Genomic DNA, 19,943 nt, shown 5'->3' on the forward strand with positions numbered 1-19,943 from the left:
CATGGCCGCGATTGCAAGCGACTTTTCCGCCGTGACGGTGCTGCCGAAATGGGTGGCCCCCGTACTCCTGCTCGCCTTCGCCTATGGCGTCGTGCCGCTGATCGGCTCGAGCTACCTGTTCGAGGCCATCCTGCTGCCGTTCCTGGCACTCAGCCTCGCCGGTGTCGGCCTCAACATCCTGACCGGCTATGCCGGCCAGGTTTCGCTGGGCAGCGCCGCTTTCATGGCGGCAGGCGTCTTTGCCGCCTATAATTTCAACCTGCGCGTCGAAGGCCTGCCACTGATCGGCAGGATTTTCCTCGCCGGCATCGTGGCCGCCGCGATCGGCATCGTCTTCGGCTTGCCGAGCCTGCGGCTGAAAGGGTTTTACCTCGCGGTTTCGACGCTTGCCGCGCAGTTCTTCGTGCAATGGGCGCTGACCAAGTTCAGCTGGTTTTCCAACAACTCTGCATCCGGCGTCATCGACGCGCCGAGGCTTTCGATTTCGGGCTTCACACTGGATGGCCCCGTCGGCCGCTATTTCTTTGCGCTGACCATCGTCGTCATCCTGACCTTCTTCGCCTATCGGCTAGTGTCGTCGCAGACGGGACGAAACTTCATCGCCATCCGCGACAACGAGACCGCCGCCCGCATCATCGGCATCCCGGTCTTGAAGACCAAGCTTCTGGCCTTTGCCATCTCGTCCTTCGTCATAGGCGTCGCCGGTGTCATCTGGGCGTTCGCTTATCTCAGGACCGTAGAGCCGGATGGCTTCGATCTCGACCGCTCGTTCCAGATAATGTTCATCATCATCATCGGCGGCCTCGCCTCGATCCGCGGCGCATTCTTCGGCGCCGCCCTGATCGTGGTCTTTCCGCTCGCACTGTCGCGCCTCGGCGGCTTCCTGCTTGGCGATGTCTTCGATTCGGGCGTGCTCGACATGAGCCAGCGCATCGTGCTCGGCGTCCTCATCATCCTGTTTCTGATCCTCGAACCCGACGGGCTGGTGGCCCTGTGGGACAGGATCCGAAGACGGCTCCTGTTCGCTTGGCAATCGACCTGAGCCCTCGCAGTCCAGAATCCTATTCGAAGATGAACCAGAGGCCGGACCAAAGACGGCCCATACCGGGAGTACCTAGCCATGACCTTCCTCAGCACCATCAAGGCGGCGGCTTTGTCCGCGGCGATGATCGTGTCGGTGGCCTTGCCATCAGCTCATGCCGACGAACAATATTTCCCGCTGCAGAGCTATCGCGTCGGACCCTACGCGGCCGGCGGCACCGGCTTCTTCGGCGGCTTCATCGATTATCTCAACCTCATCAACATCCGCGACGGCGGCGTCAACGGCGTCAAGCTGACCTGGGACGAGTGCGAGACCCAGTATGAGGTCGAGCGCGGCGTCGAATGCTACGAGCGGCAGAAGAGCCATGCGGGTGCCGCTGCCTGGAACCCGCTCTCAGTGGGCATCGCCTATGCGATGATCGACCGTATCACCGCCGACAAGGTGCCGCTGATCACGGTCAACCATGGCCGCACCGACTCCACCGACGGGCGCGTCTTCCCTTACGTCTTCCCGCTGCTGCTCAACCCCTACAGCGAGACGTCAGGCATCGTGAACTATATCGCCGCCAAGGAAGGCGGCATCGACAAGCTCAAGGGCAAGAAGATCGTCGTGCTCTATCACGGCTCGCCCTACGGCAAGGAGACCATCCCGATATATGATTTGCTGGCGCAGAAATATGGCTTCACCGTGCAGCAGATCGAGGTGCCGCATCCCGGCAACGAACAGCAGTCGCAATGGCTGACCATCCGCCGCGCCAAGCCTGCTTTCGTCGTCCTGCGCGGCTGGGGCGTAATGAACCCGGTGGCGCTGAAGACGGCGGTCAAGGTCGGCTATCCCGTCGACCACATCGTCGGCAATGTCTGGTCGAATTCGGAAGAGGACGTCATCCCCGCCGGCGATGCCGCCAAGGGCTACACCGCCATCACCACCCAGGCCTCGGGCAACACCTATCCGGTGGTGCAGGAGATCGTGAAGACCGTCTACGGCGCCGGCAAGGGCAATCTCGAAGACAAGTCGCGCATCGGCTCTGTCTACCACAATCTCGGCATCGTCAACGGCATCCTGAATGTCGAGGCGATCCGCGTCGCGCAGGAGAAGTTCGGCCATCGCACGCTGACCGGCGACGAAGTCCGCTGGGGCTTCGAACACCTCAAGCTCGACCCGGCCAAGGTCGAGACGCTCGGCGCCAAGGACCTGTTCCACTCGATCAATGTCAGCTGGGACAACCACGAGGGCGAGGGCTACGTGACCTTCCAGCAGTGGGACGGCAAGAAGTGGAACGTCGTTTCCGACTGGATCGCGCCGGATTGGGCGCTGCTGCGGCCGATCATCGAGAAGTCGGCCGAGGCCTATGCCGCCGAGAAGGGCATCAAGCTGCGCACCGCCGACGATGCCAACGCCGTGACCACCAACTGATCTCCGGGCCGGGTGCCGTGGACACCATCCGCGGCGCCCGGCCCATCCGCAAAGCACGGAAACAGCCATGCCGAACGACGACATGATCCTGGCCGTGGACGCGGTCCACGCCACCTATATCAACGCCATCACGGCGCTGCATGGCGTCAGCTTCGAGATCAGGCGGGGTGGGATTCTGGCGCTGCTCGGTGCCAACGGCGCCGGCAAGACCACGACGTTGAAGGCCGTCTCCAACCTGCTGCCGGCAGAGCGCGGCCAGGTCAACGCCGGCTCCATCCGCTATGATGGCTCGGATGTCTCGCGCCGCAAGCCGGGCGATCTCGTACGCGCCGGGCTGGTCCAGGTGCTGGAAGGCCGTCACTGTTTCAAGAGCCTCACCGTCGAGGAAAACCTGGTCGCCGGCGGCATCGGCCGCAGCGGCCGCCGAGCCGAAATCAACGCGGATCTCGAACGGGTTTATTCCTATTTTCCGCGTCTCAGGGAAAAGCGCCGGACATTGTCCGGCCTCACCTCCGGTGGCGAACAGCAGATGACTGCCATCGGCCGCGCGCTGATGTCGCGGCCGCGCCTGCTGGTTCTCGACGAGCCCTCGATGGGGCTTGCCCCGCTCATCGTGCAAGACATCTTTCAGACGCTGAAAAAACTCAACCGCGAGACCGGTCTGTCGATCCTGGTCGCCGAGCAGAACTCGGCGGTCGCGCTTGGCTATGCCGACCACGCCACTGTGCTCGAAAACGGCGTCTCGGTCCTGTCCGGCGCGGCCGCCGATCTTCGCCAGCGCGAGGATATCAGGGCGCTCTATCTCGGCCAGCAGCCGTCGCCCGCCGCCAAGCCATCCCGTCTCCACGCCGTTGCCTGAACCGAAATTTGAAGGAGCAATGAAATGACCGTCTCGACCGTCAAGACAGACCATGCTTCCGCCGCCGTACCGCCGGTCGCAAGGCCCTCGGCACCAGCACACATCATCAGGGACGATGCGGAGGCGATCGCCATCGCCCATGCGCTCGCCGCCGAATTCGTCAAGGGGGCGTCCACGCGCGACCGCGAGCGTATCTGGCCGGTTGCCGAGCTCGACGCCTTCTCCCAAAGCGGCCTGTGGTCGATCAATGTGCCGAAGGAATTCGGCGGGCCGGAACTGTCCTATGCGACGCTGGTCAAGGTGATCGAGATCATCTCGGCGGCCGATTCCTCAATCGGCCAGGTCGCGCAGAACCATCTCGGCGTCATCGCGGCCATCCGCACCGTGTCGGATGTGGAACAGCAGAAGCTGCTGTTCACCGAGGCGCTGAAGGGCACCCGGTTCGGCAACGCCTTTTCCGAGTTCGGTTCGAAGCGCGCCGCCGATTTCGAGACCCGCTTCACCGACGCCGGCGACCATGTCGTCGTCAACGGCCGCAAATTCTATTCGTCCGGCGCGCTGCTTGCCCATCTGGTGCCGATCGTGGCGCTCGATGACGAAGGTCGCGCCTGGTATGCCATCGCCGACCGTGGTGCGCCCGGCCTGACCGTTATCGACGACTGGTCGAGCTTCGGCCAGCGCACGACGCTCTCCGGCACCGTCATCATCGACAACGTCAAGGTGCCGAAGACGTATCTGGTGCCGGGCTACAAGGGCTACGACAAGCCGACCGCCGACGGCGCCATCTTCCAGATAATCCAGGTGGCGGTGGACACCGGGATCGCCCAGGCGGCGATCGACGAGACGGTTCACTTTGTCAGGACCAGGAGCCGCGCCTGGATCGACAGCGGCTTCGACAATGCCTGGGACGATCCCTACACCATCCAGGCTGTCGGCGACCTCACGCTGCGCCTGCACGCGGCGCAGGCGCTGCTCGAAAAGGCCGGCCATGCCATCGACAAGGCGGTGGCCGAGCCGACAGCCGAAACGGTCGCGCATGCCCAGATCGTCACCGCGGAAGCAAAAATCCTGTCGACCGAAATCGCCATCGCCGCAACGAACAAGCTGTTCGAACTGGCCGGCACGCGCTCGACGCTGGCCGAGCACAATCTCGATCGCCATTGGCGCAACGCCCGCACGCACACGCTGCACGATCCGGTGCGCTGGAAATATTCGATCCTTGGCAAATATTTCCTCAACGGCGAGAATCCGCCGCTGCACGCCTGGAGCTGATCTGCCGGAGGCGGACGGCGCGCGCTGCGGTCGACCTGGTCGTCGCCGAGTGGCTTTGCCCTGACGGTTATCCCCTTCGGGATGCCGGCGGCGGGTGAAAGCTTACGCGCAATTTACGACCATCGGTTACACCGGTTCCTGTCTGATTCGTTCGGGACAGGAACCCCATGAGCAAAGCCCTCACGACCTTCGCACTCGTCTCCGTCTTGACCGCCTTGCTCATGGCGCTGAGCCTTGCGGTGGCCCGTCACGGCTATCCCTATGGGGCGATCGGCGTCAAGCGTCTCGACGGCATCGCCGACGCCGGAACGTTCATTCCGCTTGCGGCAATTTTCTTCTTCAGCGCGCTGTTGATGATGATCCTGCCGATCCGCGCGGCCAGTATCGTCCTCCTCCATGCCGCCGATGCGATCTTCTGGACTGTCATTGTGCTGTTCGCCACCATCGTCGGCGGCCTGCTCGCCCGATGGGCCTTCGGTCAGGGCAGCGCTCTTCTGGCGTTGTTGAACTGGCGGTTCCTGTTTGCCGTGGCGGTCGTCGGTTGCCACTTCGTCATGAACGAGTTGCGCCGCAACGTACTGCTGCGCAGCTTGTTTTTCGTGATCTTTGCCGCCGCCACGCTGGCCTGCCTGTTCTGGTCGTTTACGCTTTAGCCGGAACCTACCATCCTATCGCCGCCTGTTCTTCGTTCCATGGCGAAGCGCTATCGGGATCACGAGTTCGGAGTCTTCGGGCTACCGGCCGCCGGAGACCGCTTTCGCGACGTAGCGCGAAAAATCCTCGACATCCGCAGCCGAAGGCTCCTGGCCGGTGAAGCTGCGCAGATACGCGGCAACATGCGGCAGGCGACTGCTCATCGGTTCGTTGAGTTCGAGCGAATAGTAGCCGATCTGCATGAAATAGAGCACGCGAGCGCGAACGAACGCGTCTTCCTCCTCATAGCCATGACGCAAGAACATGCTGCGGATGGCAGTGACGCGTTCTTCGTCGGCCTCGTCGAGCGCACGCCGGATGGTGGGGGAGCGGCGAGCCCATGCCCGGATGGCGAAATCCAGCCGGGGATCGAACAGCTTTTCGTCCACCCAGCATTCGAAAATGCTCATCACCCCGCGAATGACAGTCGTGGAAGGGCGTGCGGCACGCTCGACGATGAATCGGGTATTGGTCTGCCGCCAGTGGTCCAACAATTGGTCGAGCAGATCCTGCCGGCTCTTGAAATACCAGTAGAAGCTCGAGCGCGAGACATCGAGTTGCTGGCCAAGCGTCAGCACACGGACGCGTTCGACGCCGTCCGAGATCAGGGTTTCAAGCGCCAGCTTCAGCCAGTCTTCGCGGGTAGCCTTGACGTTGCCGGTGGCGCCGGCGCGCTGGATCGTCGTTTCGATTGCTGCCATCTTGACGACGCATGACACGCCACACCAGGCAAATCAAGATTGTGGACATGCCTGTACAGGCGATCCGGCCTTGACCCGGAGCGCTGCCCGCCCATGTTAGCCGGATTGCTTGGCGACGCGGCTCCGTCGCCGCCGCGAAGGCGTTGGTGCAGCCCGGGGACTTTTGTCGCGGTCTCCAGGCCCAGTGCGTGCTTTCCCGCAAGGCAATTGTCTGGCAAATACCACTTCAGACAGATGCCGCCGCGCGGCCAACAGCCAGGAAGGCAAGGACATGACAGCGTTTCGAAAAAACCTCATCGATGGTGAATGGATCGGCGATGCCGGCTCCCGCAACATCAACCCCTCTGATACCGGCGACGTCGTCGGCGAATATGCTTCGGCGGGGGTCGAACAGGCGGGCCAGGCGATAGCGGCGGCCAAGGCGGCATTTCCAGCGTGGTCCCGTTCCGGTCCGCTGGCGCGCCATGCGGTGCTGAAAAAGGCGGCCGACGAGATCATGGCGCGCAAGGACGAACTCGGCCGCAATCTGGCGCGTGAGGAAGGCAAGACGCTGGCCGAGGGCATTGGCGAGACCATCCGCGCCGCCCAGATATTCGATTTCTTTGCCGGCGAAACATTGCGCCTGTCGGGAGAGGTGGTGCCAAGCGTGCGGCCGGGCGTCGGCGTCGAGATCACGCGCGAAGCGGTCGGCGTGGTCGGCATCATCACACCGTGGAATTTCCCTATTGCCATTCCCGCCTGGAAGATCGCTCCGGCGCTGGCCCACGGCAATACCATCGTCTTCAAACCGGCCGAGCTCGTTCCCGAAAGCGCCTGGTCCATCGTCGACATCCTGCATCGCGCCGGCCTGCCCAAGGGCGTGCTCAACCTCGTCATGGGCAAGGGCTCGGTGGTCGGCCAGGCGATGCTCGACAGCCCCGACGTCAACGCCATCTCCTTCACCGGCTCGGTGGGAACCGGCAAGCGCGTCGCGGCGGCAAGCGTCGAGCACATGCGCAAGTTCCAGCTTGAAATGGGCGGCAAGAATCCGCTGGTCGTGCTCGACGATGCCGATCTCGCGGTGGCTGTCGATTGCGCGCTGAACGGCGCCTTCTTCTCGACCGGCCAGCGCTGCACGGCCTCGTCGCGTTTGATCGTCACCGAAGGCATCCACGACCGTTTCGTCGACGCGCTCAAGGAGCGCATGGAAAAGCTGGTGATCGGCGACGCGCTCGACGCGCAGACCCAGATCGGCCCGGTCGTCGACGCCACCCAGCTCAAGCAGGACGAGGACTATATCGCCATCGGCGTCCGCGAAGGCGCCACGCTCGCTTTCGGTGGCGAACGGCTCGACCGCAGGACGCCGGGTTTCTATCTCAAGCCTGCGCTGCTGACCGAGGCCACCAACGCCATGCGCAGTTCGCGCGAGGAGATTTTCGGCCCCGTCGCCAGTGTCATCCGCGTCCAGGATTATGACGAGGCGCTTGCCGTTGCCAACGACACGCCGTTCGGCCTGACCTCGGGCATCTGCACCACGAGCCTCAAGCACGCCACGCATTTCAAGCGCAACTCCGAAGCCGGCATGGTGATGGTCAACCTGCCGACGGCGGGCGTCGATTTCCACGTTCCTTTCGGTGGTCGCAAGGGTTCGAGCTTCGGTCCGCGCGAACAGGGCCGCTATGCCATGGAGTTCTACACCACGGTAAAGACCGCCTATACGTTCGCGGGATAACCTGGCGCGCCGGCCGACCGCCGGCGGACCGTCGCCTCCTCTGGAAACGGACCGGTGCAAAGGGATGACATTGAAGGACCTGACCTGGCTCAACCCGCCGCCGCATCATGCCATCGAAGGTGATGGCGTGCGCGTGCGCACCGGCAAGGAGACCGATTTCTGGCGTGAGACCTTCTATGGTTTCTGGCGCGACAACGGCCACTTCCTGTATCGGCGGGTCGAGGGCGATTTCACTGCCGAAGTGACCGTCAAGGGCGACTACGAGGTGCTTTACGACCAGGCCGGGCTGATGGTCCGGCTGAGCGAAACGCACTGGATCAAGGCCGGCATCGAATACACCGATGGCCTTGCCTATTTCTCCGTCGTCGTCACCAACGACACCTCGGACTGGTCGCTGGTGGCCATTGCCGCCGGCCCTGACGGCGTCAGGATCCGCCTGACCCGCCACGGCGAGGCGGTCCGCGTCCAGTATCTCGACGCTTCCGACGGTCATTGGAAGCCGGTGCGGCTCGCCTATTTCCCGACCTCGAAGATGGTCGATGTCGGGTTGATGTGCTGTTCGCCGCAGCGTGAAGGTTTCGAAGTCACGTTCTCCGGATTTTCGGTCGGTCCGCCGATTGCGCGGGATCTGCACGACTGACCCTGGCAACCGGGCTCCGCGTGGCGTATGCGAACGGACCGGTAGGACATTGCGGCCCCAAGGCCCTTCCATCTCTCGGCATAGGCTGGAAGCGTTCGGGAACGCTGTCCGTCTTCCACGTCTGGTGGATCGGTGGGATAATCGGCGGCTCATGGGGTGATCGGAGATGGCTGGTCGTCATCGCCGTCATTGTCCAGGACAAGCCCGGCACGGACGGCATCGCGGATCGCCTGCGGGCCAAACCTTGCCCATACGGCTTGGTGGGCGCGCACGCGCTGCCTTGCCCGGCGCCCGGCGTCGCGTGAAAGTTGGACGGCCATGGCGGCCAAGCCTTCGTCGCTGGCCGACAGCAGCACCTCGTCGTTCTCGACCAGGCCCAGGCCCTCGGCCGCGAGCGGTGTCGCGATCACCGGCACCCCCCAGGCCATCGCCTCCAGAATCTTGATGCGCGTGCCCCCGCCCGCCCTGAGCGGGATGATGCTGAGATGCGCGCTGGACAGGAGCGGCCCCACGCTTTCGGGATATTCAACGAGCTCGACATCGGGCAACCCGCGCAGGGCCAGCACGGCCGGTTCCGGGCCGCGTCCGGCGAGAACCAGCTTCGCGTCGGGCAAGGCCTGGCGGATGCGGGGCAATATGGTCCGGGCCAATCGCACGGCGGCGTCGACGTTTGGAGGATAGCCGAGATGACCGATGAAAAGGATCACCGGAAAGCCGCTATTGGCCGACGGTTCCGGGGGCAGCACATTGGGAATCGCCTCGACGTTGGGAATCCCATTGGGAACGACATCGATGGGCATCGCGCGCCCGCCAAAGCGCATCAGCTTCTCGCGATCCTCGTTCGAGCAGACCCAGACCCTGTCGACAAGGGCGAGCGCCTTTCTTTCGAGATGCCTGATGCCAGGCACCGATGCGGCAACGGAAAGGCGCGATGCGGTTGCTTCGGCGCGTTTCATCTGCGCGGACAAGTCGGACTCGACATTGTGCATGTCGAGGATGAGCTGCTTTGCCAGCGATCGCAAAGGCCGCAGCAGCTTGAACAGGCCGATGCTCTCGACCACCACGGTGTCAGGGCGGAATTCGAGGATCAGTGCTTCCAGCCGCGCCAGGGCCGCGCGCGAAATGCGATGCTCCTCCCTTATACGCCACCATCCGATGGAAGCCGTCCGGGGCTCTCCCTCGATCGACAGCGCCTCGGTGCGGATCAGCGGATTGGGCGCGGTCATGGCGATGGCCCTGGGCCGCACCGAGGCCAGGCAGACTGGTCCGAACGCGGCCGCCGCCACGGCATTGCGATAGTTGCGCAGATCCGCGCCGGAAGTCGGCGGAAACGCCGGCTCATGGCACACGATCAGCACGCGTCGCCCGCTGCCGCGCGCCGGCATGTCGACATCGGGCCGCGCGCTCAAGGCGGACGCCCGACGCTTCGCGCCAGGAGTTGCGCAAGCTCTTTCTCGGACGACATTAACGAGGCCCCCGCAGCCACAGAAATCAGCTTCGACTTGTTTAGCCGAACCGTGCTTTCGTCAAGCGCTGGATCACAGTCTGATGCCCGGCGCGCTTGCCTTGCGGATTGGTCGCAATGCGGATCCGGCTGGGACCGAGCGCAAAGGCTTATCGCCTGGACCAGGCCAGCCAGCGGGCCGCCAGGCGCCTGCGCAATGAAGTGAACCGTGTCCGTCGGTAAGCGTCGCCCGCCATCTTGATGCCTTGCGCCTGTGTCGGGAAGGGATGGATGACATCGGCCAACGCATGCAATCCCATGCCCGAACGGATAGCGAGGGTCACGGCATTGATCATCTCGCCGGCATGGCTGGCGACGACCGTCGCTCCCAGGATGCGGTCGGATCCCTCCCTGACGTGGATCTTGACGAACCCTTCCTCTTCGCCGTCCATCACGGCGCGGGCGACATCGTGCATCAGGACCGTATAGGTCTTGACCGGAATGCCGTTGCGCCGCGCCTCCAGGGGATAGAGACCGACATGGGCGATCTCCGGATCGGTATAGGTGCACCAGGGGATAACGAGTTCGCTGAGCCTTTCGCGGCCGCGAAACAGGGCATTGCGCACGACGATGCGCGCTGTTGCCTCGGCGGTGTGGGTGAACTTGTATTCGAGGCAGACGTCGCCCGCCGCGTAGACATTTGGGTTGGTGGATCGCAGATAATCGTCGACCTTGATGCCGCTGGCGTCATAGGCCACGCCGGCTTCATCGAGGCCCAGGCCATCGACGTTAGGTGAACGGCCGACGCCAGTGATGATCTCATCGACCGTAATCGTCGTCGTGTCGCCATCCCGCATCAGGTCGGCGGCCTTCTTCTCGCCCTCCATCCGCACCGCCACCACTTCGGTGTTCAGCCGCACCTCGATCCCCTCGCGCGCCAGCGCATCCGAAAGGATCTGCGCGGCGTCGCGCTCCTCGCCGGGCAGGAACATCGGATCGCTCTGCGCCAGGATGACCTTGGCGCCGAGCAGGCAGAAAGCCTGCGCCGTCTCGCAGCCGAGCGGCCCGCCGCCGATGACGAGGAGCCGCGGCGGGCATTGCGTAAGGTCGTACATGGTCTCGTTGTCGAGATAGCCGGCCTCGGCAAGCCCCGGAATCGCGGGCCCGCTCGCATGCGCCCCCGTCGCGACCAATGCCTTCTTGAAATGCAGGGTCCTGTCCGCGACCGCGACGGTGTCCGCTCCGGCGAAGCGCGCTTCGCCGAAATAGAGGTCGATGCCCTCGGCTGTGACGGAAACGGCCGAATTGGCGCGGCTGATCCGCTGCCGTATCTGCCGCATCCGTGTCATCGCCCGTTGAAAGTCGACGCGAAGGTGGTCTGGCGGGTCGCCGCCAAAGCTCTCGGCATCGCGCATATCGGCATAGAGCCTGGCCGTGCGGATAATCGACTTCGACGGGATGCCGCCGACATTGACGCAGGCACCACCGATCAGCCCGCGTTCGATCAGCGCGACCTTCGCGCCAAGGCTCGCGGCGTCACGCGCGGCGGTCAGCCCGGCCGGCCCGGCGCCGATGACGACGAGATTGTAGGGGCCGTTCGGGGTCGGGTTCTTCCAGTGCGCGGGATGCGCGCCCCTGATCAGTTCGACATCATTGCTGTCGACGGGGAAGACGGCGGCTCTCGTCGGTTCACGCGACATCAAGCCCTCCGGATACCGGCCGCGACAGCCATCCGCCGGTGAAACCCGCCTTGCCCAGGCCGCGACGGATATGGGGATTGGAACGCATCAGCTTCCAGATCAGTCCGGAACGGTGGTTTTCGATCATCATCACCGCGATGCCCTGGTCGAGCCCGTAATGGCCTTCCGACACCCAGCCGTTGCGGCCGAATTTGCGCCGGTTGGCCAATGTCGGATTGAAACCGCTCGGCAGCCGGAAATTCTCGAGCACCTCCGGGTAACGATCGACGAGGTGACGCAGCGCCGCCAGGCAAATGTCCGGCGCGAAAGGCAGCGACGCCGGATAGGACCATGGTGCGATTGTCCCGTCATCCGGTCCGAAAGGCGCGCCGCGCGCGGCATAGCCGGAAAACCGGTGGGTCCGCCGCTCCACGCTGGCGCGGAAGCCGCCCGGTCCGTCTCCGGCCGAAAGACCCCACAAATTCTCGCCATAGCCGTCAAAGCCGTAAGGGTTGTGCCGGGCGTAGTCGCGGTGAAGGTATGTCGAGCGGCGGCTGTTTTCGAAATAGTCCGAATTCTTCTCCCGCATGAAAGCGTCGCGGATGCCGGCGAAATCGATCCAGGCATGCGAGAACTGGTGCATGAACAGCGGCCCGCCATAGAGCACGTCGTGGCCGTAGATGTTTTCCCATTGATAGGTCGCCGTCCAGGCCTCGTAGCTGTCGTCCGAGGTCGGGCGGTCCGGAGAAGCCATCGACAGCACATAGAGGATCGTCGCCTCGTTATAGCCTTCCCAGCCATAATGCAGAAAGCCGCTCCTCGGCTTCCAGCCCTGGCGGAGCGTCGGGCTGCTGCCTTGCGCCCATCGCCAGTCGACGCGCCTGTAGAGCGCCTCGGCCAGGAGGCGGATTTCGGCTTCGTCGTCGTTGTCGTCGGAAAAATACGCGCTCGCCACCAGCATGCCGGCGATCAGCAGGGCGGTATCCACCATCGACAGTTCGCAGCGCCAAACGCGCAAGCCGCTCCTCATGTCGAGAAAGTGGTAGTAAAAACCCTTGTGGCCGGTGACGTCGTGACCGCTGCCTTGCGTGCTGGTCTGGAAAAAGCGTAGCGCCGCAAGGGTCAGGCAGGCAGCCGCATCACGCGTTATCCAGCCACGTTCGACGCCGATCGGATAGCAGGACAGGGCAAAACCGACGACGGCGATGCTGCACGGCGAATTGGGCCGCGACGTGTCGGCGACCAGCCCGTTGTCGGGGTTCACGTTCTCCAGGAAATAGCCGAACGCGGCGCGTTGACAGCGGTCCAGCAGTTCGTCATCGGCCAGCGCGGCGGGATCTGCTCTAAGCAATCGATAAAAACTCCAGCCTGATGGCAGCAACGCCCTGCGCAGGTACGGTGACATCGAACAGAAGGGTATGACCGTTGAAGGCGATCGCTTGCGGCTGTTTCGGCATCGCCGAGGCCGCATGCAAATGCTCTACCATTGCTCGGCTCAGGTAATCGGGACTTCCCATCGTCGCCCATAGCGCCTTGGGGTTGGCATTTGCCGCATCGACGCGTCGGATGGTTACCATGTCGGGCCGCCGTGCATTCTCAAGTTGAATCTGCACGGTCTCGTTCGCGACCGGATGCCGCGGCAAGGCGAAGTTGGAAATCAGCACGGTCAACGAATTTCCGTCGCGCACACACCAACTGTCGACGGTGGGATGATTGCCTTGAGTCGACAGGATTTCGGTTCCAAGGCCATGCAGCATTTCGAAGGCACGGTAAGCCGGTTTGGCTACGCCGTGAAGGTTCATCAGGCCGAAACCACCATGAAAGGGTAGGGATGGAAAATAATTCTCTTCGAAAATATCCGAAAAGGTCCAGTAGCTGTAGCCCTGAACCAGCCCTCTCGCCTCCATGATCGTCTTGACGATGAAGGCGGCGGCATAGGGCTCGTCGTGCATGGGATCGCGCGGGTTCGACGATGTGCACCATTCGGTGTAGTAGAGCGGACGGTCGCCTGCCTGCCGTCGCGCGGTGCGCGCTTCCTCGCGCAGGACGCTTCGCGTGCTTTTCGAGAGCTGGGCTTCGGTGTCGTCGCCAGGCTGGCCGAAGGCATCGGTCGGATAATGGTGCGTGCTGACGAAGTCCGCGGGAAGGCCGTTCTGGCCACAGTAAGCGATGAACTCATCGATCCAGGCATTGTCGGCTGTGGCTGGTCCGCCGACCTTCAAATGCGTGTCAACGGATTTGATTGCTCTTGCCGTGTAGGCATACAGCTTGAAATAATCCTCCTGTTTGCCGCTGCCGAACGCCTCGAGATTGGGTTCATTCCAGACCTCGAAGAACCATTGCCGCACCTCGTCGAGGCCGTAGCGATCAACCCAGTGAGCGACGAGATTCGAAATCAGCGTCGACCACTGGTCGTAGTCCTTCGGCGCGCTGACATTGGCGCGATAACGGAAGACGATCTTTCCGGACGACGACAGCATCGTCGGCGTGAAACTCAGCTCGACGAAGGGGCGCATGCCGATCGACAGCAGGAAATCGAAGATCTGATCGGCATTGAAGAACGAATAGAGCGGCTTGTCGTCCTGGTCGATGAGCGTGCCCATGTCGTCATCGAGCAGCCCGTGAAAACGGACATGGCGAAAGCCGAGTTCGTCATGCGCCCGGCGCATCTGTGCCTGCCAGTCCGCGCGCAGGGCGAGCGTCGCGTGGCCGCTGCCGACCGTATGTTCCCAGAAGTGGGGGAATTCCTCTCCCTGAACGCCGAGATCGCAGCGAAAGGTCACACCCGTGGAACTGTCTGAAATATTTGCCGTTTCTACACCTTCCATCACCGACTATACGTCGGCGATGGCATATCGTTGCCTGCTCACGCGGATTTGTAGTGCATCAGTAGGTGGCGCGGCCGCCCGAGACGTCGAACACAGCGGCCGTGGTGAACGAGCATTCCTCCGAGGCGATCCATGAGATCAGCGCCGCCACTTCCTCGACCTCGCCGAACCGCGCCATCGGTATCTTGGAGAGCATGAAATCGATGTGCTCCTGCTTCATCTGCTTGAAGATCGCGGTGCGCACGGCGGCTGGCGTCACGCAATTGACCGTCACCTTGGTTTTGGCGAGTTCCTTGCCGAGCGACTTGGTCAGGCCGATCACCGCCGCCTTCGAGGTGCTGTAGGCGGAAGCGTTGGGATTGCCTTCCTTGCCGGCGATCGAGGCAATGTTGACGATGCGGCCATAGTTGCGCTCGAGCATGTGTGGCACCAGCGCCTTGTTGCAGTAGAAGACGCCGTTGATGTTGATGTCGATGACTCCACGCCAGTCCTCGACCGAATAGGACCAGGTGGTCATGTTGGGGCCGGTGATGGCCGCACTGGTGACCAGTATGTCGACCGCGCCGAAGGCGTCGATCGTCGATTGTGCGGCGACCTCCACACTTGCCGCATCCGCAACGTCCAACGTCACTCCACGCAGGCCGGGAACAATGGCTTTCGCCTGTTCGATCTGTGCGGGATCGCGATCCCAGACGCAGACGCGCCCGCCTTCGTCGACGATCCTCTGCGCGACCGCCAGTCCGATGCCCGAGGCGCCCCCGGTGATGACCGCCGACCGGCCTGAGAAGCGCCCCGCGAAATTCATTGGCATGTGTTCCCCCTGTTCATGTTGGCTGAAGGCGCCCCGCGTGCTGGCCGGTCCTGGGACTGTGAGGTGACCGCCGACCGAGTTCAAGCCGGCATGCGGCCGGATCGTCTGGGCCAATCGGCCGGATTATGGCGCCGTTCATTCGAGTTGGTCGCGCAGCGCTTCCACCATACCCACCACGGCGAGGCCGATCTAGGCATGCGCATGGACTAAGGAAACCTCAAGGGACGCGCCTCGTTCCTGATGGGCAGTCGGAGCACATGACCGATTGGCCCGTCCACGGCCGAGATCTCTCGGCGATCGCCGCGCTGTAAGACAAGGTGACCGGATTTGCCATTGAGCACGGGGTGCGATAGGTTATATTGCACTGCACAATGGAGGCGCCGTTTCTTGTACGACCCTGTTTGCGGATATGCCGGCTGGTTTGCGGCCTGCCGGTCCTGGGTCGTGTCGACGGGACCGTGAGATGAAAATTCCCAAATCCCTGCTCGTCGATCCCGAGAAGAATTCGGTCTATGGCAGCTTTGCCGTTGCCGTTTCGATCTGGGCGTTCTCCTATTCCGTCATTTTCGGCCAGGTGCTGATCCTGGCCTATTATGCCGTCTGGCTTCCGCTTATCCTGGTCGACTACCGGCGTTTCCTGCGGCAACTGTCCAGCGCCTGGCTGCCGCTGCTCTTTGCGGCCTATGTCTGCTTTTCCATATTCTGGTCGCAGGCGCCCGGCGTCACCGCCAGAACGGCGGTCCAGTACTTGTCCCATATCGCCTGCGCCTATGTCGCCGCACGCACCGTCAGCGTGCGCACCCTGACAATAGGCGCCCTGGTCGGCATATTCTTCGTCCTGCTCTATTCGCTGAAAGTCGGCGCCTATTCCGAGGACGTCCTCGACGGCACCTATAATTTCGTCGGCGCCTTCGCCTCCAAGAACCAGATCGGCTTCGTCGGCTCGCTCGGCATCTATTTCTCGGTCGTGTTCCTTGCTTTCCTTCGGCGTGGCCGGCTGAGTTTCATGCTGACCGTGCCGGTCGTGCTGTTGTCGGCCTATGTGCTGGTCGTCTCGCATTCCGCCACCTCGATGGCCTCGATACCGGCGGTTCTGGCGCTGGTGGCGCTTCTTGCGATGAGCAAGCTTTTGTCGCGACGCTACCGCCGGGTGATCTTCCTGGTCGGCGCCGGCATGATCGTCGTGGTGGCCATCGTCGCCCTCAATCTCGGGCTCATGGACTTCGTGCTTGGCATCTTCGGCAAGGATTCGACGCTCACCGGGCGGACTTATCTGTGGGAGCAGGGCTGGAACGCCGCGATGCGATCGCCGATCCTTGGCGTCGGCTATGCCGCCTATTGGGTGCAGGGCTTTGCCGAGGCGGAGCGGCTGTGGAACGAATTCTACATCAGCACCCGCACCGGCTTCCATTTCCACAACACCTATGTCGAAGCCCTTGTCGAACTCGGCTTCACCGGGGCGGTGCTGATATCGCTGATCATGCTGCGCACGCTCCTCGGCCACATCGCCGCGGTGGTCTTCAAGACATGGCAGGCCGAATCGGTGGTTCTGATCGGCGTGATGGTGCTGCTGCTCATCCGCTCCTTCGTCGAGGTCGAGATACTCAATCCCTACATCATGGGTTCATTCCTGATGTATTTCAGCTTCTTCAAGCTGGCGAAGCTGCCGGTCACCCGCACGCGATGGTCACCGGCTTTCGAGCCGGCGGATGCCAAGGCCGGACAGGCAGCCTGGCCTCACCGTCCCGCGGCAGCCGAGTAATGATGAGAGTCCGCTAAAGCCATCGCAGGAAAACCGCGTAGCGGTTCCGTTCGGGATTGCGTCAACAGCCATTCTGATTTTCCGGTGCTGAAAATCTATCAGCAAAAACCTCCGCCAAGCAGGCTTGGCTGAGGCTCAAAGTTTTGCGCTATGGATAGAACGCGGCGAGCCCGCGATCTTCCGCGTTTCTACTGGCTGGCCAGCGGCGCCAGCTTGATCTTGATCACATCGCCAGGCAGTACCGGTGTGTCTTCCTTGGCGGCGATTTCGCTGGTCTTGCCGTCGACATTGCGCACCAGCGAATAGAGCAAGGTAGGTTGCTGGTCGTTGGTGATGGCGGCCGTCGTCGCCGGATCCGTGGCCTGGGCTATCAGGCCTTTTTGCATATTCACCTTCAGCGCGGCCTCGTTCAGGTCGGCTTCGGTCTGCTGGCGATCGGCGGCGAGGCTCGAACTCAAGGTGTTCTGGGCGTCGATGGCGTCCTGCGTCGCCTTGCTGATCGCCTGCTTGGCGGTCAGGATGGCTGTCTCGTAGTCCAGGATCTTGCCCTGCAGGTCGGTAACGGACTGCTGCGAATCCAGAAGCCTGGCATTGGCCACCAGTCCCTTCTGGGCCAGCGGACCGATGCTGGCCAGCTGTTGCTGGGCCAGGTCGACCTGCTTCTGCTGGTTGACGATCTTCTTCTGCAGCGATTCGATTTCGGCCTGCAGCACACCCTTGAGATCGTCGAGCGCCTCGAGCTTGAGCTTCAGCGCCTTCTGGTCGGCGGTAAGGATTGTCATCTCGTCGGCGACGATGGTCGGCAGCCGCGGATCGCCTTCGACCTCCTTGGGTGCCTCAAAACTCGTCTTGCCGGCCATGTCGGCGTCGATGCGGGCGCGCTTGACGATCAGCCGAACGCGCTGGTCGTCGGAGATATCGAAATTGCCTTTGGCGGTGACCAGGTCCTTGCCGAGCTGGGGACCGTAGTCGGCGTTGCGCCTGATGCCTCCGGCGACGCTGATCGCTTTCAGCACCGTAAGATCGGGCACAAAGGGAAATTGCCCGGGATTCTGCACCTCGCCCGAAATGTAGAAGGGCCGGAACTGTGCCATTTCGACCGAGGCTTCGGGCTTGTCCGACAAAGCGAGCTTGTGCTGCAGCGCCTCGGAGATCGCTGCGGCGACCTCCGCCGTGGTCTTGCCGGCCGCCGGCAACTCGCCGACGAAAGGCACCGACAGCGTGCCTGCCGGGCCGATCGTATATTGGCCATTGACCGACGACCAGTCGCGGAACGTGCTTTCGACGGTCTGCCATTCGGCGATGCGGATGGTGAGCTTGTCCTGGGAGCCCAGACGGTAATCGTCGGCGGCGGCCATCTGGGGAAAAGCAAGCGACATCGCAAGGCAGGTCGCCACGAGCCGCGAGCGGCCGGAAAACGGGCCGCTGCCAAAGGCTTCGAAAATGTCTATCTTCAACTGAGCGTTCCGATCCGTTTTAGCCCCATCGCCCGATGAGCTTGCCGCCGGATGCCTTGATCCTGCCGGCCGATCAGTAAGAGCCGCGCGACATCCAGACGGCCGGCACTGTTCTGATGATGATGCGAACGTCCTCGAACAGCGACCAGTTCTCGACATAGTGGCGGTCGAACGCGACGCGGCTGTCATAGGAAACGTCGTTGCGGCCGCTGACCTGCCACAGGCCGGTCAGGCCGGGCCGGGACTTCAGATAATAGACAGCCGCGCTGCCATAGATTTCCAGTTCGTCCCGGACCACCGGGCGAGGCCCGACAAGGCTCATGTCGCCCTGGAGGATGTTGATGATCTGCGGCAATTCATCGAGGCTCAGCTTGCGCAGCACCGTTCCGACGCGGGTGACGCGTGGATCGTTCTTCAGCTTGCGGGTCGCTATCCATTCCGCATTGGCCTCTGGATTGGTGGCGAGATAGGCTGCCAGCACCTTGTCGCCGTCCGGAACCATGGTGCGGAACTTGAGGCAGGAGAAGAGCCGTCCGCCGCGCCCGATTCGGCGGTGACCATAGAAAACCGATCCGCCATCGGAGAATTTGACGAGCAGCGCTATCATGATGAACAGCGGGCTGAGCGCAATCAGTCCAGCCAGCGAACCGACGATGTCGAAACTCCGCTTGATGAGGCCGCCGATCGGCGGCGGAAAGTCGGTGTCGGCCTGCGAAAACCCCGCCGTGGCCGACTTGGCAATATCCCTCATACGGAAACTCCATGCGTTGAACGAATGGTTTACCGCACGATACCAAAAAAATGCTGCAGCGCAACACACAATTTCCCACGCCGCTGAAATAGTCGCGTCATGAATTGACTAAATAATAAGCTCGCGCTGCACAAATTTCGAAATGTTTAGCACATTTGTGACAATAAATGGGCAAGCATAAAAAAATCCGGGCGTTTTTAGGGCGTTTTGTGGGCGGCGCGTTCCCAGTGCCGGGATCCAGAGCATACGAGTCCTTACTGACGATGCTATATTCTGGACTATTCACCTAAAATACCATCTAATATTATGGGTTGTACTCCAGATCTGCAATGGCTGCAGGTTGAGTGAAATGCGGCCGGGTGCGTTGCAGCATGGCAGAATCGAACGCGTAAGCGCAATCAAAAATATGTGCGGTTGCCCTTGCCGCCTTCTGCTCGCCTTAATAGAATTGCAAATTATACCTGTCACGGTGGCGACAGGTTGAAAGGCCGGAAGCAACCGGTCGAGAGCGGGTGGTTTAACAAGCCCGCATCACAAGGGACGGCGCTCGGGTGGGGCTATCGTTGGATATACCCGAGCCGGTTTATGGGCTGTTGGGTATGTCGCTTCCAAAATTCATCGTTGGGATGCTGTTCGCGCTCGCGATCGTCGTGGCCTGGTCCTGGCTGGGTGGAGCTTCGCTTGGCACGACACTGCTGCGTGTCATCATCTGCGCGGTGGTCATCCAGGCCGGTTATTTCGCGGTCGTCTATGCCATGATCGCCAGGAGCGCGCCAACGCCGGCCGACAGGCTGCGCGAAGCCGAGAGAAAGCAGAACTCCACAGAAGTGCCCGAGGGCGAGAAGCTGGGCAGCGTCCGGCGGGGGCTGCATTAGAC

General features: G+C 62.5%; 17 protein-coding genes. 9 read left to right on the plus strand and 8 right to left on the minus strand.

Going from position 1 to position 19,943, the window contains the following annotated elements; all coding sequences use genetic code 11:
- The first annotated feature begins 1 nt into the window (after position 1).
- The 5 genes from LB524_RS05180 to LB524_RS05200 all read left to right on the plus strand — a co-directional run bounded on the left by LB524_RS05180 (position 2) and on the right by LB524_RS05200 (position 5,242).
- Entirely contained in the window at positions 2-1,042 is a 1,041-nt protein-coding gene (locus LB524_RS05180; RefSeq protein ID WP_224524163.1) for a branched-chain amino acid ABC transporter permease, read from the plus strand.
- 78 nt (positions 1,043-1,120) lie between these two features.
- Complete coding sequence (locus tag LB524_RS05185; RefSeq protein WP_224524165.1) at positions 1,121-2,458, plus strand: ABC transporter substrate-binding protein; 1,338 nt, start codon at positions 1,121-1,123, stop codon at positions 2,456-2,458.
- 67 nt (positions 2,459-2,525) lie between these two features.
- Complete coding sequence (locus tag LB524_RS05190; RefSeq protein WP_224524174.1) at positions 2,526-3,317, plus strand: ABC transporter ATP-binding protein; 792 nt, start codon at positions 2,526-2,528, stop codon at positions 3,315-3,317.
- Between the two features lie 24 nt (positions 3,318-3,341).
- Positions 3,342-4,589, plus strand: a complete 1,248-nt coding sequence (locus LB524_RS05195; RefSeq protein ID WP_140614959.1) for an SfnB family sulfur acquisition oxidoreductase — start codon at positions 3,342-3,344, stop codon at positions 4,587-4,589.
- Between the two features lie 167 nt (positions 4,590-4,756).
- On the plus strand, positions 4,757-5,242 hold the full coding sequence (locus LB524_RS05200; protein ID WP_015314243.1) for a hypothetical protein: 486 nt from the start codon (positions 4,757-4,759) through the stop codon (positions 5,240-5,242).
- An 81-nt stretch (positions 5,243-5,323) separates the two neighbouring features.
- On the opposite strand, the gene LB524_RS05205 is transcribed toward LB524_RS05200, so the two are convergent.
- Complete coding sequence (locus tag LB524_RS05205) at positions 5,324-5,983, minus strand: TetR/AcrR family transcriptional regulator (RefSeq protein ID WP_224524176.1); 660 nt, start codon at positions 5,981-5,983, stop codon at positions 5,324-5,326.
- A gap of 271 nt (positions 5,984-6,254) precedes the next feature.
- On the opposite strand from LB524_RS05205, the gene LB524_RS05210 reads away from it, so the two are divergent.
- Positions 6,255-7,694: an aldehyde dehydrogenase family protein gene (locus LB524_RS05210; protein ID WP_224524178.1), complete on the plus strand. Its 1,440-nt coding sequence runs from the start codon at positions 6,255-6,257 to the stop codon at positions 7,692-7,694.
- 64 nt (positions 7,695-7,758) lie between these two features.
- A complete protein-coding gene (locus LB524_RS05215) occupies positions 7,759-8,334 on the plus strand; it encodes a DUF1349 domain-containing protein (protein ID WP_224524180.1) in 576 nt (191 codons plus the stop codon).
- 149 nt (positions 8,335-8,483) lie between these two features.
- Here LB524_RS05215 and LB524_RS05220 read toward each other — a convergent pair whose 3' ends face one another.
- The 5 genes from LB524_RS05220 to LB524_RS05240 all read right to left on the minus strand — a co-directional run bounded on the left by LB524_RS05220 (position 8,484) and on the right by LB524_RS05240 (position 15,096).
- The gene (locus tag LB524_RS05220) at positions 8,484-9,743 is read right to left on the minus strand and encodes a glycosyltransferase family 4 protein (RefSeq protein WP_224524182.1); all 1,260 of its coding nucleotides are present in this window, start codon (positions 9,741-9,743) and stop codon (positions 8,484-8,486) included.
- A gap of 205 nt (positions 9,744-9,948) precedes the next feature.
- Positions 9,949-11,478: a mercuric reductase gene (locus LB524_RS05225; RefSeq protein ID WP_224524184.1), complete on the minus strand. Its 1,530-nt coding sequence runs from the start codon at positions 11,476-11,478 to the stop codon at positions 9,949-9,951.
- A complete protein-coding gene (locus tag LB524_RS05230) occupies positions 11,468-12,808 on the minus strand; it encodes a glucoamylase family protein (protein WP_224524195.1) in 1,341 nt (446 codons plus the stop codon). Before LB524_RS05230 ends, LB524_RS05225 begins: the two co-directional genes overlap by 11 nt.
- Positions 12,801-14,240 carry a GH39 family glycosyl hydrolase gene (locus LB524_RS05235; RefSeq protein ID WP_224524196.1) on the minus strand — a complete coding sequence of 480 codons (1,440 nt, stop codon included), beginning with the start codon at positions 14,238-14,240 and terminating at the stop codon, positions 12,801-12,803. The genes LB524_RS05230 and LB524_RS05235 overlap by 8 nt, the downstream gene beginning before the upstream one ends.
- 103 nt (positions 14,241-14,343) lie before the next feature.
- Complete coding sequence (locus LB524_RS05240) at positions 14,344-15,096, minus strand: SDR family NAD(P)-dependent oxidoreductase (RefSeq protein WP_224524197.1); 753 nt, start codon at positions 15,094-15,096, stop codon at positions 14,344-14,346.
- 463 nt (positions 15,097-15,559) lie between these two features.
- Here LB524_RS05240 and LB524_RS05245 point away from each other — a divergent pair, with 463 nt between their 5' ends.
- Positions 15,560-16,858 carry an O-antigen ligase family protein gene (locus tag LB524_RS05245; RefSeq protein ID WP_224524198.1) on the plus strand — a complete coding sequence of 433 codons (1,299 nt, stop codon included), beginning with the start codon at positions 15,560-15,562 and terminating at the stop codon, positions 16,856-16,858.
- Between the two features lie 188 nt (positions 16,859-17,046).
- On the opposite strand, the gene LB524_RS05250 is transcribed toward LB524_RS05245, so the two are convergent.
- Both LB524_RS05250 and LB524_RS05255 read right to left on the minus strand, forming a co-directional pair.
- Entirely contained in the window at positions 17,047-18,303 is a 1,257-nt protein-coding gene (locus tag LB524_RS05250; RefSeq protein WP_181173994.1) for a polysaccharide biosynthesis/export family protein, read from the minus strand.
- Positions 18,304-18,388: 85 nt separating this feature from the next.
- The gene (locus LB524_RS05255; protein ID WP_015314232.1) at positions 18,389-19,066 is read right to left on the minus strand and encodes a sugar transferase; all 678 of its coding nucleotides are present in this window, start codon (positions 19,064-19,066) and stop codon (positions 18,389-18,391) included.
- A gap of 599 nt (positions 19,067-19,665) precedes the next feature.
- Between LB524_RS05255 and LB524_RS05260 the strand changes: the two genes are divergently transcribed.
- On the plus strand, positions 19,666-19,941 hold the full coding sequence (locus tag LB524_RS05260) for a hypothetical protein (RefSeq protein ID WP_015314231.1): 276 nt from the start codon (positions 19,666-19,668) through the stop codon (positions 19,939-19,941).
- Positions 19,942-19,943: the final 2 nt, after the last annotated feature.

This window comes from Mesorhizobium sp. ESP6-5, from assembly GCF_020164695.1.
GTDB classification, from domain to species: Bacteria; Pseudomonadota; Alphaproteobacteria; order Rhizobiales; family Rhizobiaceae; genus Mesorhizobium; species Mesorhizobium australicum.